We start from the raw sequence: 16,540 nt of genomic DNA on the forward strand, positions 1-16,540 counted from the left end.
GCGGGCGGCACAAGCCGTTGGTTGATGGCGGGTATTGGCTCACTTTTACTGAATAAGGCAAGTATGAAAAATTACAGCTCGTGGCCCGTTTGGGGTGTGCTGGTCGTCACGCTACTGTTCTCTAGCGTTGGCATGGCGCAAACGCAAGGCGATGAGAGCGAGGACCCGCGTTGGTTCACCATGGATGCGATCAACGCAGGGTTGGATGAGGTGCCGGAAGAGGCGAAACGCATGTCGCCTAGGGAAACCATCCGCAGCTTTTTGAATTTCACCGACGATGAAAATTACGCCGATGCGGCGCATTTGTTGAACCTAGCTGATATCGACCCTAGCGAACAGCCCGCGCGGGGTACGGAGCTAGCCAAGCAACTGGCGGAGGTATTACGACGAGGTGAGTGGCTGAACGCCTCTAACCTGCCGGGTCGCCAAGATGCCGCCATTGAAGATCCTTCTGGTCAAAACCCTTTGGCTGGCGAGCCACGGCGCAACATTGAGCTGGCCGCGCTGCAAATAGAGGGGCAGGCCTACGATGTGCGGCTAGGACGCTATCGGGTAGGCGAAGAAGACCCCATATGGCTCATTATGCCGGAGAGCGTCTCATCAATTCCTGCGCTGTATGAAGAGTATGGCCCCTCCATGCTAGAGAGCTACATTCCTGAACGGTTCAAAGCGTCGTTTGGCGTGCTGAAAATCTGGGAGTGGCTAGCGATCCCTATTTTTCTGATCACGATTGGCGTCGCGGGTATCGCGACCTACTACTTAGTAGGCCTTATTGCGCGCATTCTGCCTCCCGGTATTTCCACTATTTTTGCCGATCAAATCGGCGTGCCGGTAGCGATGATTGTGATGTCGTTGGTCACCCAGATGCTGCTGGATTACGTGGTGTCGTTTTCAGCGGTAGCGACCACAACGTTCAGGGTGCTACTGATTAGTATCATGGCGTGGGGCGCAGGCACCATTGCGCTGCGGCTGGTTGATACCATTATGCTGCGCATGACCCGCCGCTTGGTGGGGGAAATTGACGATACCAAACCCAAAGACAAGCGCCGGCTGCTAACCTCGCTCTACGCCCTGCGCCGGGTGATTATTTTAATCACCGTGGTGGCGGTTTCGGTGTATGTGCTGGGGCAAATCCAGCTGTTTGAATCCCTGGGGCTTTCCATTCTGGCCTCGGCCAGTGTGCTGGCGGTGCTGGTGGGCATCGCAGGGCAGACGGTGCTGGGTAATATCCTGTCATCGTTTCAGCTCTCGCTGGCCAAGCCCATCCGCATTGGCGATCTGGTGATCTTTGAAGGACAGTGGTGCTATGTGGAAGGGATTTTCTACACCTTCATCCGCCTACGCTCCTGGGATGAGCGGCGGTTGATCGTGCCGGTCACGTACTTCACCTCCAAGCCGTTTGAAAACCTCTCGGTGAAGAGCACCAAAATGTATCGCTTTATGGAGTTAACCCTGCACCTGAGCGCGGATATCTCCCAGGTACGCGAGAAGTTTCTAGATTTCGCCAAGGAAGAAGAGTGCGTGATTGAGCACCATAAACTGCTCTGCTACGTCACCGGCCAAACCGCCCATGCGCAAACGGTCACCTGCTACTTAATGACTTCCGACCCCATGGCAGGCTGGACCGCTGAGATGAACGTGCGTGAGAAGTTAATGGCCTATATCCGCGACGAACACCCGGAATGGTGGCCCCGCGACGTGGTGGTGATTAGCCATCATGATATTGCGCGTGGTGAGCATGCCAGACAATCAAGCGGCCAACAGAAAGGTGCGACTGGACAAACCGGTGAGTCAAACGACTCAAGTGACGCACCGGACGGCAGCGCTGAGTAAGTTCACCAGAAAGGGCAGCGGCTAGGCCGCTGCCCTGTTTACTAAGGTGATAGACGGACGTCAGCCGCCAGCTGCGCTTCGGCAAGCCGTTTCGCGCCGGCAAAGTCTGCTTTTCCTGACCCCAGACGAGGTATCTCTTCCACGGTGAGCCAGTCGCTGGGAATCATTAACGCGGGCGTGCCGTGGCTGCGCAGGGCGGTTTTGAGCGTTTTGGCGTCTAGCGCTGCTTCGCTCAGTAGGACGATGCGCTCGCCTTTGTTTGCATCGGGCAGGCTGACGGCCATCAGCGGTATGTCGGAGTCGTCGACGACCGTTCTGACCGCGGCTTCGACGGCGCTGAGGCTGACCATTTCGCCGCCGATTTTGGCAAAACGGGCGTAGCGGTCGATCAGTGTTAAAAAGCCATCTTCATCAATAAACCCCTTATCGCCGGTAACGTACCAGCGCTGGCCGTCGAAGGTTTTGAGGGCCTGTTCGGTGCGCTGGGGGTCGTTGAGATAGCCCTGCATCACCTGTGGCCCGCTAATCACAATCATGCCTGGCTCGTTGGTGGGTAGCTCCTCGAAGCTCTCAGGATCGACGACCTTAATGCTGGTGCCGGGAAGCGGCATACCCACGGTGCCAGGCTTATTGCCTTTTTGAACCTGCTGGTAGTGAACGCCGACGGCGTCGGGTAGGTTAACGGCCGCCACGGGGGCGGTTTCTGTCGCGCCGTAACCTTCATAAATCGCCTTATTGAATTTGTGCGCAAACCCTTCACGTACGCTGTCATCCAGTTTCTCGGCACCGGCCACCACAACACGTAGGCTTGCCAACATGGCGGGCTGTACCTTTGGGCTGCGGTTGAACAGGCGCAGCATGCTGGAGGTACCGAACATAATGGTGGCTTTATGCTTGGCCACCGCGTTGGCAACACCTGGGGCATCGGTGGGGTCGGCGTGACTGACCAGCGGCAGCCCTTCGATCAATGGGAGTAGCTGGGTGACGGTAAAGCCGAACGCGTGAAAGAGTGGCAGCGAGGCCATGACCACATCGTCGTGCTGGGTATTGAGCACGTCGGAGGTCTGTTTGATATTGGCCATCAGGTTGCGGTGGCTCAGCATCACGCCCTTGGGCTGCCCTTCGCTGCCGCTGGAGAACAGAATGGCCGCCGTGGCGTCCGCATCCCGGCCATAGTAGAACAGCGCTTGTAACAACCAAGCGGGCAGCAGGCGCACGGCAAGAAATGTACTGACGCGCTCAAACCGGGAGATCCCCGCCTGTAGATCTTCCAAATAGATGACCTGCTTGCCTTCCAGCAGCGATTCCACTGCCAGCCCCCGTTGGCTCAGCTTTTCCACAAAGCGGCGCGCGGTGACGACGGTGCGAATATCGGCTTGCTGCAGCGCAGAGGCAAGGGCAGCTTGGCTGGCGGTGTAGTTCAAATTCACCAGCGTTTTACCCGCGAGCAGCGTGGCCATATTGGCTAATACCCCAGCAGTGCTGGTAGGCAGCAGTAGACCAAGCGTCGATTCGTTGAGGCTGCGGTGGCGAAAACGCTTGGCGAGCAGCAGGCTAGCGGTGAGCGCTTGGCCTGCGTTGAGTGGGCGACTCAAGGCGTCGGCCAACGCTGGGGCGCTTGGGCTGCGTTTGACACTGTTGATCCAGGCCTCAGGCAGCGAAGGCAGTTCCTCCATGGCGTGTTGCCACGAGTGGGTCGCCTGCTCGAAAATACGCCGTTTGAGTACGTCGGCGGAGGTGTCTTTGGGCAGCGGTTTGCCAAAGGCGACTACCACCGAGCGGTGCAGCGGCGCATTGCGTAGCTCTTTGAGTTTGCTAGACGAGCGGGAGAATTGGCTGCCCCACAGGCCACGCAGGTAAAACGGCACGATGCGCACGTCTGGGTGGGCGTGTTTGCAGGCGCGCTCGTAGCCTCGGCGCAGCTCGCCCAGCTGGCCGTTGCGGCTAATCGCTCCTTCGGGAAACAGGCAAACCACTTCCCCTGCGTTGAGCTGCTCGGCCACGGCGGCCAGCGCGTTCTCGGCCCCTGCGCCGCGCTCAATGGGAATGCAGCCCAGCGCTTTAAAGAACCAGCGTAGGTACCAGCGCTGGTAGATGTTTTTCAGCATCACAAAGCGTACCGGGCGCGGGCTAGCAATTTGCACCATGGCCCAGTCTACCCAACTAATGTGGTTGCCCAGCAGCAGCACGCCGCCTTGGGCGGGCAGGTTTTCCAGCCCGTGAACGTCTACTCGGTAACGGCGGGTAAGCAGGAAGCTGAGAATGAAGCGCACTAAGCTCTGGGGCAGTTTGAAAATGGTGTAGCCACCGCCCACCATCGCCACGCTGGCGACCAACAGCAGCAGGTAGTGGCTATCGACCCCCGCCAGCGCGAACAGCGCAGTGAGCATCAAAAAGCCCAGCATCGAAAGGTTCTGGATCCAGTTATTGGCGGCCAGCACGGTGCCTAGCTCGTGATCCGCCGCATGAAACTGAATCAATGCGTTGAGCGGCACGATAAATAGCCCGCCCATCATGCCGATGAACACAAAGTTGAGCGCTTGGCTGGTGGGCGTGGTGAGGAGAGGAAGGCACCAAAGCCCGACGGCGACACCGACAGCACCCAGCGGAATTAACCCGGTTTCAATACGGTTGCGGGAGAGCTTGCTGGCTAACAGCGAGCCGAGAGCGATGCCGATACCGCTGGCGGCGAGAATGGCTTGCAGCACCAGCGTGTTCTCAATGCTGAGCGCCTCTTTGGCATAGGCGGGAAAGGCGGCCAGCAGCACTTGCCCCACCGACCAGAACGTCGCCAACCCAATGATGGAGAGCCGCAGCACCGGCTGGCGGGCAAGAATGCGTAGATTCTCTTTTAGCGCAGTGCCGCTGCGATAGCGTGCCCAGGTGAGCGGGGTAGCCGCAGGCTGTGCTTCATCCAGTTTGAGCCGATAGAGGGCGACGACCTGCAGGCCGCTGTTAAGCACCAGTAGCCAGCCCAGCGGGGCGATATGGCGCAGTAGGTCGCTGGGCGTGCTGGCGCTGGGGGTGACCCAGTGTTCAAACAGGGCGGTAAACGCCACCGTGCCGGCCAAGATCGCGCCAATGGTAACCGCCTGCACTAGCCCGTTGGCTTCAGCTAGCCGGGGTTTACCAAACAGCGCTTTTACCAGGCCGTACTTGGCGGGTGAGTAGAATGCAGACTGAATAGCCAGCAGCAGCGTCATCGCAAAGGCGAGCCAGAACCAGCCTTGATAATAAGCGGCCGTGATCCCCAGCGATACCGCCACCGCAGCCCAGGCGGAGAGCCTTAGCACACGTACTTTGGGAGTGCTGTCGGCAATATGGCCTGCCGGGCTGAAGAGGAGAATAAACGGCAGCAGAATTAGCCCATTCACCAGAGCGGTAAGCACGACCTGGGTCGCGCCATCGTAGCTTTTGAAAATCGTATTCTGAATGACGATTTTGTGCCCGAGATCTACGAAGGCATTGAGAAAGATGGCCATCAAGTAGGGCCAAGCGCCCGCGATGCGCAGCAAAGGTTGCATGGTATGTCGCCTTAGTCGCCGAAAGTTAACGCACTGTCGGCAAACGGGGTGAGTGTTGCAACGCTCACCGTTCAAGTTGAGTTATATGGGCTTTCCGGTATCGTTATACGCTACTTTTAAGCGTCGGAGGCCCTGTGAGCCAAACAAGTGCGCTGGTCGATACGCTGAAGCGCCAACTGCGCGCCCAAGGCTACACCTATGCCGATGTTGCCCGCTGGCTTGGGCTTAGCGAAGCCTCGGTGAAGCGGTTATTCGCCGATAAGCACGTTACCTTAGAGCGCCTAGAGGTGATTTGCGACCAGCTTAACCTGGAATTCGCCGAATTGATCAGCGCCATGCAGGCCGACGAGCAGCGGGTGCAAGAGCTGACCCAAGCGCAAGAGCAGCGTATCGTCGATGACCGCGAGCTGTTTTTGGTCGCAGTGTGCGTGATTAATGGCTACCGCTTCGAAGAGATTCACCACCAGTATCGGCTGAGCGAGGCGCAGTGTATCCGCCATCTGATCACGCTTGAGCAGTTAAAGCTGATCGAGTTGTTGCCGGGTAATCGTATTCGCCAGCGCGTGGCGGCTAATTTTCGCTGGCGTCCTGGCGGGCCGATCCAGCAGTTTTTCCAGCAGCATATTGCCACCGAGTTTTTCCAGTCGCGCTTTGATCGCGACACCGAAAAACTCATGGTGTTGAATGGCTTGCTTTCCCAGGCGGGCAGCGCCGAATGGCAGCAAATCATGCAGCGCCTGGCGAACGAGTTTCACTCCCTATGCGAACGGGAAAGCAGCCTGCCCCTTCATCAGCGCTTTGGCACCACCTCGGTGCTGGCGGTTCGCCAGTGGCAATCCACGCTGTTTAAAGACGTGTCCCGCGCAGCTATGTCCAACAAACGCCCCAACGAGACTTCTTTGTGATCCATCGTACCCCTTTTCAGGCCCTGGCCTGCCCGTTAGACGGCGAACCGCTCCATTTGGAAGGCGGCACTTGGCGGTGTGCGTCAAACCACAGTTTCGATGTGGCGAAACAGGGCTATATCAACCTGCTACCTGTACAGCAGAAACGCTCCACCGACCCCGGCGACAGCAAAGCTATGGTGGCAGCCCGCCAGCGCTTTTTGGCGGCGGGTGACTATGCGCCTATAGCAAAGGCGCTTAGCCAGGCGGTGATGCGCCACTGTGAGCAGGCAGAAACGTACAGCTGCCTGGATGCAGGCTGTGGTGAGGGTTACTACCTGCGCCAGTTGGCCCAACAGCTGCCAGACGCGCAGGCGCTTTCACTGATGGGGCTGGATATTTCGAAGTGGGCTGTGCAGTCGGCGGCGAAGCAAGACGATAAGCACGCACCGATCAGCCGTTGGGTAGTGGGCAGTAACGCCCAATTGCCGGTGCAGTCGGCAACGCTGGATAGCGTGCTGTGTATGTTTGGCTTTCCGGTATACGGAGAGTTTGCACGCGTGCTTAAGCCGGGCGGGCAGCTGCTGCAAGTAGAAGCGGGGCCGGAGCACCTGCGCGAGCTACGGGAAATTATTTATCCCACCTTAAAACCTGCACGTGAGAAAGCGCCTGATGTACCGGAAGGGTTTGCTCACCGAGCTTCCAAGCAGATTAGCTACGCTATTTCATTAGAAGGGGCAGACGTTATCCACGATTTGCTGACCATGACGCCGCATTTGTATCGTGCCAGTGCGGAGGGGCGCGAGCGAGCAGCTAACTTGGAGCAGCTAACGCTGACTATTGATGCTCAACTGATCGTATGGGAGAGGATTTAATACCCAAGCGCAGAAAGGCCCGCCGAGGCGGGCCTTTCTGTTCGAACCGTTCACCTAGTGGGTGAGGGTTCTAGCAAATTTTTCAGTGCTATCTAAAAAGATAGGACTTAGGAGATTTGCTTGATGTTAGAAGCCTGGAGGCCTTTTTTACCCTGGGTAACGTCGAAGGAGACGTTAGCGCCTTCCTGAAGGGTTTTGAAGCCGTCAGACTGAATTTCAGAGAAGTGTGCAAACAGGTCGTCGCCACCGTCAGAAGGAGCGATGAAACCGAAGCCTTTGGTGTCGTTAAACCATTTAACTGTGCCAGTTGCCATTGTGTAGATCCTTTCGCGCTAATGCGCCGTAATAAAATTCCTGGTATTACCCAGATGAAGTAGCGGGTGAAACAAGGAATACAATATCAGGCTGCCGAAAAAGATCGTACACTTCTGAAACCATGCTGCTTGCTAACCAACTGACGCTACAGTGTCATGCTTCTTAGCCTAGGTCAAAACCTTTTTGCATTTATTTTCTTAGGGCAGGGAGTGGTAGGTTCACTACTTCCAACCCATTTTCCAGGTGCTATCGTCTTTTAACGCTTGCCATGCCAGCGTCGTTTCTCGGTGGGAGTGAACCGCTTCCAGCACCACGTCCACCACGTTCTCCTCTTCATCGCGCAGTAGTTTAGTCACGATAAAGTGTTTTTCTTTATTGCGTGGCGTCACGGCGGTCCATTTACTGTGATGTAGCTTGTTGGGGTTGATCGTATTCATGGTGGCTCCGGTCAGTGGCGTTGAGGAGGGGCACGCACTCGGCCCTAGCTAAAGTCGCCAGAGACGCCATGCTAAGCTATTTCATCGGCGTGATGGAGTTCAAACAAACATCACGCTGGTTTGGCAACCCGTGATGATGCTCCATGACGTGGTTTTACCACTGATTTACATCAACCTGATTTAAACCAACAGGGCATTCAATGACATATTTATGGAAGCGCTACCTTCAAGCGTCACTCATTTTGCGCGTCACCATCGCGCTGTTGATGGGCGTGCTGGTGGGTGTTGTGGGCGGTGACTGGGTGGCCGTTTGGCTGGCACCGCTGGGTGATTTATTACTGCGGCTGCTGACCTTCCTCATCGTGCCCATTGTACTGTTTACACTCATGGTAGGGGTGAATCAGTCGCGGGAAGGCAGTGCCGGGCGCGTTGGCGGCAAGGTGTTTATTTACTACTTGGCCTCTTCTGCATTCGCCATTGTGGTGGGCCTAACCGTGGCAACGCTATTTAGCCCAGGCAGCGGCATGACGCTCAACGACAGCGCGAGCTTCTCGGTACCCGAGAATCCCGGCGTGGTCGATGCGCTGCTCAATATCGTGCCGGGCAATATCGTGGCCGCCTTTGCCGAACTCAATATGCTGGGCATCATCTTTACCGCGCTGGTGTTCGGGATTGCGCTGCTGAAAATGCGCCAATCCGAGCAGCAGCACGCGCTTGGCGAGCAGCTTTATCAAGTTATTGAAGGGTTAAACGAGGTGACCCTGAAGGTAATGTCGGGGGTGCTGCATTTTGTGCCCATTGGCGTCTTTGCCATCGTTGCTGAAACGGTGAGCCAGCAGGGGATGGAAACGCTTCTTTCGTTGGGTGACATGGTGATGGTGCTGTACATCGCACTCGGCGCACAGCTGTTGATCTACTGCGCGGTGATGCTGCTGTTTGGCGTGAAGTTGCGCAGCTTTTTTGGTGAGGCGCGCACGCCGATGGCCACCGCGTTTGCAACACAAAGCAGCTCCGGCACGCTGCCTGTCACGATTAACGCCGCGCAGCGTTTAGGCATCCCGAAAAGCATTTATGGCTTTAGCCTGCCGCTGGGAGCAACGCTCAATATGGACGGTGCCGCCATCCGTATTGCCATTTCAGCAGTGTTTGCCGCCAACGTGATTGGCGCGCCTTTGGATTTGATGAGCATGGTGCAGATTGTGCTGATCGGCACGCTGGTGACGGTAGGCACGGCTGGGGTGCCGGGGGCGGGCATTATCATGATTGCCACCGTGTTTGCTCAAGTAGGCCTGCCCATTGAAACCGTGGCGCTATTAACCGCCATCGATGCGTTGGTAGGCATGGGGGCAACGGCGCTGAATGTCACGGGCGACTTGGTCGGCACGACCGTGATTGCCCGAAGTGAAGGGCATACGCTAGCTGAAGCGCCTGATGAAGAAGGCGGCCACGCGGTGGAGAACGGTTAATCCGTATTCAGACAATAGGGGAGATCAGCATGGTTTACGATCATGAGTATCGCTACTTAGAACGCGCCGTGGCGCTGGCGGAAGAGGCGCTCAACGCCGGTGATGAACCCTTTGGCAGCGTATTAGTCAGCGCCCAGGGCGAAATACTGGCGCAAGACCGCAACCGTATTGCTGGAGGCGACGCCACGCAGCACCCTGAATTTGCGCTGGCCCGCTGGGCAGCCAATCACCTGTCACCGGAAGCGCGCGCGGCCGCCACGGTGTATACCTCGGGTGAGCACTGCCCCATGTGTGCGGCGGCCCATGGCTGGGTAGGGTTGGGGCGGATCGTTTACGTCAGCTCGACCAAGCAGCTAGGGAAGTGGTTGGCCGAGTGGGGCGTGGCACCGCCACCAGTGGCTACGCTACCAATCAACGAGGTAGTGCCTGGGCTTGCGGTAGATGGCCCGGTGCCAGGGTTGGACGAGCAAGTCCACGCGTTGCATCGCCGCCTGCATGGCAAATAGCTACGCCCTTTCAACCAGGGTTAAACGAGAACGCCGCCTTGCGCAAAGCAAGGCGGCGTTTGTTAAACTAATGACGCAATGAGAGATTACGCAATGAGAGAGGCTAGTGCTTCAATATGACGTAGAAGGCGTGAATGATGCCTGGAATGAAGCCAAAGAGCGTCAGCAGGATATTGAGCCAAAAGTGTCCTTTGAAACCGACCTCAAAAAACACCCCTAGCGGGGGAAAGATAACTGCAAAAATCATCTTGATCGGGTCAGTCGCGGTAAACGCCATGTAGCCTCCTTTGCTTACACCGTTAGTATAATGTTGCCCAGCCGCCAGTGTAGAACTTATCCCTACACTTGGCTAATTAGTCACTCCATCATATGACTACCATTTTACGTAGCTGTTCCCCGATGAACGTCATAACGTTGAACGTTCACTGATGATTCACTGGGATTTTTCCTTGGAAAGGATGCCATGACGCGCTATCTCCCACCTTCATTATTGTTACTCAGCACCGCTTTTGCCGCCCCCGTATGGGCACAAACTGATGCGGAAGCTGTACTGCCCACCGTAGAAGTCAGCGCACCGCGTTTAGCGCGTGAGCTTTACGCCACGCCTGCTGCGGTCTCGACGATAGAGCAAGACGCCATTGCCCAAGGCCAGCAGCGGGTGCGTTTGGATGAGTCGCTCAACAGGGTGCCGGGTGTTTTCCTGCAGAACCGCGATAATTTTGCCCAGGGGCAGCGTATTTCGATTCGCGGCTTTGGTGCCCGTGCGCCGTTTGGGGTGCGAGGCATTACGGTGATGGTGGACGGCATTCCCTACACGCTGCCGGATGGGCAGGCCCAGCTAGATGCGATTGATTTGGATAGCGCTGAGCGCATTGAGGTCATTCGCGGGCCGTCATCGGTGCTCTACGGCAACGCTGCGGGTGGCGTGATCGACATTACCACCGCCGATGGACGCGACAACCCCGGCACTCGGCTGCGCATGGGTGCCGGTAGCGATGGCTACCAGAAAGTGGCGCTGCAAAATGGCGGCGTGCAGGGGGATTGGTCGCACCATATCAGCCTCACTGCGCTGAACGTAGATGGCTACCGGGAGCAGAGTTCTACCGAGAAGTATCTGCTCAATGCCAAGCTGCGCCGTGAGCTGGGCAGCGATCGGGCACTCACCGCCATCATCAACTTGCTGGATAACCCCCGCTCGGAAGACCCCGGCGCGCTCAACGCCCGCGAGGTGGCCGAAGGGCGCGACCAAGCCGCACCGAATTCGCTGGCGCTGGATGCTGGTCAAACCGTCGACCAGCAGTTGATCGGCCTGCAATACGAGGATTTGTCCGCAGGGGAGGGTGAACTATACCTGAAAGGCTTTATCGCTCAGCGGGATTTTGAGCAACAGCTACCGTTTGTGGGCAGCAGCCGCTTGGGCTATCAGCGTGATTACATGGGTGCTAGCGCCGAGTATCACCACGAGGTAACGCTAGGCAGCCTGCCGCTGAATTACATCGTTGGGGTGGATGCCGCACGCCAGAAAGATGACCGCTTCCGCAACGATGTAAATCCCCAAGGGGCGGTGGGCGAGCCGCTCGCCGATGAAACCCAAACCGCGACCTCCACTGGCGTGTTTGCCCAGGGGGATTTAGCGCTGTCGGAGCCGCTGACGCTGTCGTTGGGCGCGCGGTTTGACCGAGTCGATCTTGATGTCGACGACGATTTTGCCGCCGACGGCGACCAGAGTGGCCAGCGCACCTTCAACGAATGGAGCGGCTCTGCCGGGCTGAGCTACCGCTACCGCCCGCAACATCAGGCGTATATCAATACCGGTACTGCCTTTGAGACGCCGACGTTCTCTGAGTTTGCCAACCCTGCTGGCGGTGGCTTCAACCCAGGCGTAGAGCCGCAAAAAGCCTGGAACCGTGAAGTGGGGCTGCGTGGTTACATCGAGCCGCTGGCGCTGGATTACGATGTAGCGCTCTTCTCCGTCCGCGTGCGCGATGAGCTGGTGCCCTACGACGAAGGCGGCCGCACGTTCTACCAGAACGCCGGGGATACCAACCGTGATGGTGTCGAGCTGGCGCTGGGGTGGCAACTGGCCGACCAGTGGCGCTTAAACAGTGCGCTGACCCTGGCGCGCTACGAGTTCGATGAGTTTGCCACCCCCTCTGAGCGCTTCGATGGCAACCGGATTCCTGGCCTGCCGGAACAAACCTGGGTGAACCAGCTAACGTGGGAGAACCTCGACGAGCGCTTCGCCACGCTGGAGACCGAATACGTCGGTGACTTGGTGGCCGATAACGCCAACGAGACGGCGGTGGATAGCTACTGGCTGGTGAACCTGCGGGTGGGCGACGGCTGGCAGCTGAGCCAACAGACTCGGCTAAGCGCTTATGTAGGCCTGCGAAATCTACTGGATGAAGAGCACTACTCCAATGTGCGCTTGAACGGCACCTTTGGACGCTTTTACGAACCCGCCCCAGGGCGCAGCGTTTATGGTGGCGTAGAGTTGAGTTTTTAATCAGAAAAAATCGATGTTATCGCTTGATGTGCCTACGATCTGAGTAACCCTAGGCGGGGGCGCTGTGAATCCCTCCTTGGACGCTACTTTCGCCATCCATGGCGAAAGACCCCCGCTACGGGCTACTCAGATCGTCTCACCTTAAGTGAGTGAATGACCTTAATGACAACGGGCGGCCAATGGCCGCCCGTTTTCTATCTAGCTGACTTCATAGAGCTAGCAGTTACTCCGGTAACGCGTAGCCAATCACGTAATCACCCATCTTGGTGCCAAAGGTGCCGTGACCACCGGCCATGACCACCACGTACTGGCGGCCGTCGGCGCCGGTATAGGTCATCGGCGTGGCCTGGCCTCCGGCGGGTAAGCGCGCTTTGTACAGCTCTTCACCCGTGGTGATGTCGTAGCCGCGTAGGTACTGATCCAGCGTGCCGCTCAAGAAAGAGACGCCGCCAGCGGTGGTCAGCGGGCCGCCCAGCGCGGGAACGCCCACGTTCAACCCAATCGGCAGGCCAAAGGGCATGCTGTCGCGGGTGGTACCGTTGCGATGTTTCCACACCACTTCCGACGCTTGCAGGTCGATACCGGTCACGTCGCCCCAGGAGGGCGCTTGGCAGGGTAAGCCCAGTACTGAAAGCAGCGGGCCTAGCTCTACCGCATAGGGCGCGCCTTCGTTGGGCTGTAGACCCTGCTCGCTGGCGGAACCTTGGCCCTCTTGCACTTGGTCACGGGGCACCAGCGTAGAAACAAACGCAAGGTACTTCGCGCCGGTAAACAGCGCCTGGCGCTCAGGATCGACCGCAACGCCACCCCAATTCATTACCCCCACATTACCCGGATAAACGATGCTGCCTTCCAAGGAGGGTGGCGTGTACTGGCCTTCGTAGCGCAGCGAGCGAAACTGAATGCGACACATCATCTGATCGAACGGTGACGCGCCCCACATATCCCGCTCGGTGAGCGGCGGTGGCAGCAGGTTCAGCGCCGAACGCGGCTGCGTCTCTGCGGTCCAGTCGCCTTCGATAGCCCCCTGCGGTGCGGGCACTTCTTCGATCGGCACGATGGGTTCGCCGGTTTCCCGGTTGAGCACATAGAGGCTGCCCTGCTTGGTGGGCTGAATCACGGCGGGCTGGGTGCCGTTTTCAGTTGCCAAGTCGATCAGAACCGGCTGAGCCGGGGTGTCCATATCCCACAGGTCGTGGTGAACGAACTGGTAGACCCAGGCCACTTGGCCGTCGTTCAAATTCAGAGCTACGAGCCCTGCGCTGTAGGTTTCATCGTTTTCAGAGCGGTCAGCGCCGTACTGATCCGGGGTGGCATTGCCCATGGGTAGATACACAAGCCCCAACTCTTCATCGACGCTGATGGGTGCCCACACGTTGGGAGAGCCGCGGGTATAGGTTTCACCCTCTTCAAGCGGGTCGGTATCGTCTGGGTTGCCGCTGTCCCAGTTCCACACCAGCTCGCCGGTATGCACGTCGAAGGCACGAATCACGCCGGACGGCTCGTCGATGGAGCTGTTGTCGGTAACGTGGCCGCCCAAAATGACCAGGTCTTCCGTTACCGTGGCTGGAGAGGTGGAGTAGTAGCCGCCGGGGGAGAACTCGCCAATGTTATTGGTGAGATCCACTTCGCCGTTGTTACCAAAGCTTTCGCAGCGCTCGCCGGTGTCGGCATTCAGCGCAATCAGGCGGGCATCGGCAGTGGGCAAGTAGAGCCTGCGCGGGCACATTACGTCCGTGGCGCTAATCATCTCAGAAGCGTCACCTTCATCGGATGCCAGCGCCGGGCTGTCGCCGAGGCCGCTGATGAAGAGCAGGAAGGCCAGGTCCAGGTCGAACTGGCTGCCGTCATCAAACAGCACGCGAGTGGCGGCCGCGCCGTTTTCCGCAGGCGTCGTGCCATCGTTAGCGCTGCTGTCTGTATTTTCAGCGTCGTCGTTCGAGGCTTCGTCGTTAGAAGAATCGTAGTTAGCGGCATCGTAGTTAGACGCATCGTAGTAGGCGAGGCCGCGGCAGGTCATGTGGGCCCAACCGGAGAAGTCGTCTGCGCCCATGGTGCTGATATTGGGGTCAAACTCCCAGAGGGTTTCGCCGGTTTCCGGTGACAGCGCCATGGCACGGCTATGCGACGTGCAGATATACAGGCTGTCGTTTACTTTCAGCGGCGTGTTCTGGTTAGTGATTTCCGGCGGGGCATTGGGGCCGGGTTCATCGCCGGTTTGAATGCGCCACACCTCTTCCAGTTTGCCAACGTTCTCGGGCGTAATCTGGTCGAGTGACGAGTAGTGGGTGCCAGCATTGGTACCGCCGTAGGCAGGCCAGTCGTCGCCTGCGACCAGGGCCGGGTTGACCGCCTCGGTGTTATTGGCGGACTCGATGCTGCCCTCGATGGTGCCTGGATAGCTAAACTGGCTGGCGATAGCGACGATGATAGCCGCGCCAATGCTGGCCATGAGCGCTAGACTGCCACCGCGCGAGTTGAGTGGTTTGCGCCACCACGGCAGCAGCAAAATAATGCCGATGAGGCAGGGAATGGCGACCCTGGGCACCAGTTGCCACCAGTCTAGGCCTACTTCCCAAAGTGCCCACGCTAGGGTGGCGAACAAAATGAGGGCATACAGCCAAAGTGCCGCGCCTTTGCGCAGGGCCAGCAGTAGCGCTGTTACGAGTATGCCAACACCAGCGATGGCATAGTAAGCGCTACCGCCCAGCATGAGCAGCTTAATGCCACCTGCTGTGAGTGCTACGCCAGCCAGCGCCAGCAGTAGGCCCAGCACTAGGGCTGGCCATTTGCCGCGAGCACGTGTGTGTTCATCCATGAGGTAAACCCCTATTTACAACGAGTTGATGCTGCTTTGATAAACATCAAAGCAGCGGCTCCACAACGTGCCCTAACCCATCGGCAGCGCCGATGGGTTAAAACACACATTGATTGCCCGTAATTTTAATAATCAATTCGCTTTTGGTCTAATGATTTGCTGGCTAATTATTTCTATCAACAAAAAAGCCGCGCTATTCAACATAGCGCGGCTCAGACAGATAAGCTGGGAAAGGTGTCAGATTTAACCTAGCGTAACTTCGTTAACAGCAGCAGTGCTTAATCGGATAGCTTCACCAGCATTTTGCCGGTATTGCCACCTTCAAACAGCGCCAAAAAGGCGTCTGGCGTGCTTTCAAGCCCTTCTTTGATCGTCTCTTTATAGTCCAGCTTGCCATCAGCCACCTGAGGAGCGATTTCATTTAAGAAGTAGCCATAGCTGGCCCAGTGATCGGCCACAATAAAGCCCTGCATTTTGGCTTTGCGAACCACCAGCTGTGACAGGTTATTAGGCCCTGGAGTGGGCGCTTCGGCATTGTAGCTATCGATCATGCCGCACACGGCAATGCGTGCGCCCTCATTAAGCTGGCTAAGCGCGGCTTCCAGGCAGATACCGCCTACGTTCTCAAAATAGACGTCGATGCCGTTGGGGCTGGCGAGTTTGATGGCATCGCTTAACTCTTGCGCGCTGCGGTCACGATAGCTGACTGGTTCAACGCCTAGCGACTCCAGCCAAGCAAGCTTATGCGCAGCGCCTGCGATGCCTACTACGTGGCAGCCTTTCGCCTTTGCTAGCTGCACCGCGAGTGAGCCGACAGCTCCGCTCGCGGCACTCACTAGAACGTTATCGCCCGGCTTGCACTCGGCAATCAGGTTAAGGCCTGTCCAGGCGGTCATGCCGGGCATACCAAGAACGCCTAGGTAGGCTTGGTCGGGCACGTCGTGGTTAGGCAATGCGGTAACGCTATCTCCCGGCAGTTGAGCAATATCTCGCCAGCCGCCCATGTGGCTAACCTTATCGCCCTCTTTTAGTTTGGGATGGTTAGAGGCGATGACTTCACCAATCGCGCCGCCTTCCATTGGCTTACCTAGCTCAAAAGGTGCTACGTAAGTGTGCACGCCGGTCATGCGGCCACGCATGTAAGGGTCTACCGACAGCCAGTGATTGCGAATGCGTACCTCGCCTTCTTCTAGCTCGGGGAGTTCTTGGCTCTCCAGCGAAAAAAGCTCGCGTTTGGGCAAACCGGTCGGGTAGTTGGTGAGCGTATAAAAACGAGATTGCATCGCTGCCTCCTGCATTGAAATAAAAAAATATCGTTCCTTGCAGGGTAGAGACCATTAGCACGCTTGCAAGTTCGCTGGGCTAATAAAAGATCA

Annotated in this window: 12 protein-coding genes; 6 read left to right on the forward strand and 6 right to left on the reverse strand. The window is 57.6% G+C overall.

Features of this window, described 5'->3' with window-relative positions:
* The first annotated feature begins 63 nt into the window (after window positions 1-63).
* Entirely contained in the window at window positions 64-1,833 is a 1,770-nt protein-coding gene (locus tag R0J87_RS06830; protein ID WP_498885182.1) for a mechanosensitive ion channel family protein, read from the forward strand.
* Between the two features lie 41 nt (window positions 1,834-1,874).
* On the opposite strand, the gene R0J87_RS06835 is transcribed toward R0J87_RS06830, so the two are convergent.
* Entirely contained in the window at window positions 1,875-5,357 is a 3,483-nt protein-coding gene (locus R0J87_RS06835) for an acyl-[ACP]--phospholipid O-acyltransferase (RefSeq protein ID WP_498885183.1), read from the reverse strand.
* Between the two features lie 134 nt (window positions 5,358-5,491).
* Here R0J87_RS06835 and R0J87_RS06840 point away from each other — a divergent pair, with 134 nt between their 5' ends.
* Both R0J87_RS06840 and R0J87_RS06845 read left to right on the forward strand, forming a co-directional pair.
* Window positions 5,492-6,262, forward strand: a complete 771-nt coding sequence (locus R0J87_RS06840) for a helix-turn-helix domain-containing protein (RefSeq protein ID WP_498885185.1) — start codon at window positions 5,492-5,494, stop codon at window positions 6,260-6,262.
* Window positions 6,262-7,116, forward strand: coding sequence for a putative RNA methyltransferase (locus tag R0J87_RS06845; RefSeq protein ID WP_498885265.1), 855 nt, complete (start codon window positions 6,262-6,264; stop codon window positions 7,114-7,116). The genes R0J87_RS06840 and R0J87_RS06845 overlap by 1 nt, the downstream gene beginning before the upstream one ends.
* 107 nt (window positions 7,117-7,223) lie before the next feature.
* Here the strand turns inward: R0J87_RS06845 and R0J87_RS06850 are convergent, their stop codons facing one another.
* Window positions 7,224-7,430, reverse strand: coding sequence for a cold-shock protein (locus R0J87_RS06850; RefSeq protein ID WP_009095703.1), 207 nt, complete (start codon window positions 7,428-7,430; stop codon window positions 7,224-7,226).
* A 222-nt stretch (window positions 7,431-7,652) separates the two neighbouring features.
* Entirely contained in the window at window positions 7,653-7,868 is a 216-nt protein-coding gene (locus R0J87_RS06855; protein WP_404344938.1) for a TIGR02450 family Trp-rich protein, read from the reverse strand.
* Between the two features lie 200 nt (window positions 7,869-8,068).
* Between R0J87_RS06855 and R0J87_RS06860 the strand changes: the two genes are divergently transcribed.
* A complete protein-coding gene (locus R0J87_RS06860) occupies window positions 8,069-9,334 on the forward strand; it encodes a dicarboxylate/amino acid:cation symporter (protein WP_498885188.1) in 1,266 nt (421 codons plus the stop codon).
* 29 nt (window positions 9,335-9,363) lie between these two features.
* A complete protein-coding gene (locus tag R0J87_RS06865) occupies window positions 9,364-9,840 on the forward strand; it encodes a nucleoside deaminase (protein ID WP_498885190.1) in 477 nt (158 codons plus the stop codon).
* A 103-nt stretch (window positions 9,841-9,943) separates the two neighbouring features.
* Here R0J87_RS06865 and R0J87_RS06870 read toward each other — a convergent pair whose 3' ends face one another.
* On the reverse strand, window positions 9,944-10,117 hold the full coding sequence (locus R0J87_RS06870) for a YqaE/Pmp3 family membrane protein (protein ID WP_044629799.1): 174 nt from the start codon (window positions 10,115-10,117) through the stop codon (window positions 9,944-9,946).
* Window positions 10,118-10,303: 186 nt separating this feature from the next.
* On the opposite strand from R0J87_RS06870, the gene R0J87_RS06875 reads away from it, so the two are divergent.
* Window positions 10,304-12,346, forward strand: coding sequence for a TonB-dependent receptor family protein (locus tag R0J87_RS06875; RefSeq protein ID WP_498885192.1), 2,043 nt, complete (start codon window positions 10,304-10,306; stop codon window positions 12,344-12,346).
* A 223-nt stretch (window positions 12,347-12,569) separates the two neighbouring features.
* On the opposite strand, the gene R0J87_RS06880 is transcribed toward R0J87_RS06875, so the two are convergent.
* Complete coding sequence (locus tag R0J87_RS06880; RefSeq protein ID WP_498885193.1) at window positions 12,570-15,164, reverse strand: glucose/quinate/shikimate family membrane-bound PQQ-dependent dehydrogenase; 2,595 nt, start codon at window positions 15,162-15,164, stop codon at window positions 12,570-12,572.
* A 278-nt stretch (window positions 15,165-15,442) separates the two neighbouring features.
* Window positions 15,443-16,447 (reverse strand): NADP-dependent oxidoreductase, encoded by a 1,005-nt coding sequence (locus tag R0J87_RS06885; protein ID WP_404344942.1) that lies wholly within the window; start codon window positions 16,445-16,447, stop codon window positions 15,443-15,445.
* Between the last annotated feature and the right edge of the window lie 93 nt (window positions 16,448-16,540).

It is taken from the genome of Halomonas sp. SIMBA_159 (genome assembly GCF_046536035.1).
In the GTDB taxonomy this organism is placed as follows: domain Bacteria; phylum Pseudomonadota; class Gammaproteobacteria; order Pseudomonadales; family Halomonadaceae; genus Vreelandella; species Vreelandella venusta_A.

Excerpts from the sequence above, each read along its gene's own strand:
- R0J87_RS06850 (WP_009095703.1), bottom strand. The coding sequence starts at position 7,430 with ATGGCAACTGGCACAGTTAAATGGTTTAACGACACCAAAGGCTTCGGT.
- R0J87_RS06870 (WP_044629799.1), bottom strand. The coding sequence starts at position 10,117 with ATGGCGTTTACCGCGACTGACCCGATCAAGATGATTTTTGCAGTTATC.
- R0J87_RS06880 (WP_498885193.1), bottom strand. The coding sequence starts at position 15,164 with ATGGATGAACACACACGTGCTCGCGGCAAATGGCCAGCCCTAGTGCTG.
- R0J87_RS06830 (WP_498885182.1), top strand. The coding sequence starts at position 64 with ATGAAAAATTACAGCTCGTGGCCCGTTTGGGGTGTGCTGGTCGTCACG.
- R0J87_RS06875 (WP_498885192.1), top strand. The coding sequence starts at position 10,304 with ATGACGCGCTATCTCCCACCTTCATTATTGTTACTCAGCACCGCTTTT.
- R0J87_RS06860 (WP_498885188.1), top strand. The coding sequence starts at position 8,069 with ATGACATATTTATGGAAGCGCTACCTTCAAGCGTCACTCATTTTGCGC.
- R0J87_RS06855 (WP_404344938.1), bottom strand. The coding sequence starts at position 7,868 with ATGAATACGATCAACCCCAACAAGCTACATCACAGTAAATGGACCGCC.
- R0J87_RS06865 (WP_498885190.1), top strand. The coding sequence starts at position 9,364 with ATGGTTTACGATCATGAGTATCGCTACTTAGAACGCGCCGTGGCGCTG.
- R0J87_RS06885 (WP_404344942.1), bottom strand. The coding sequence starts at position 16,447 with ATGCAATCTCGTTTTTATACGCTCACCAACTACCCGACCGGTTTGCCC.
- R0J87_RS06835 (WP_498885183.1), bottom strand. The coding sequence starts at position 5,357 with ATGCAACCTTTGCTGCGCATCGCGGGCGCTTGGCCCTACTTGATGGCC.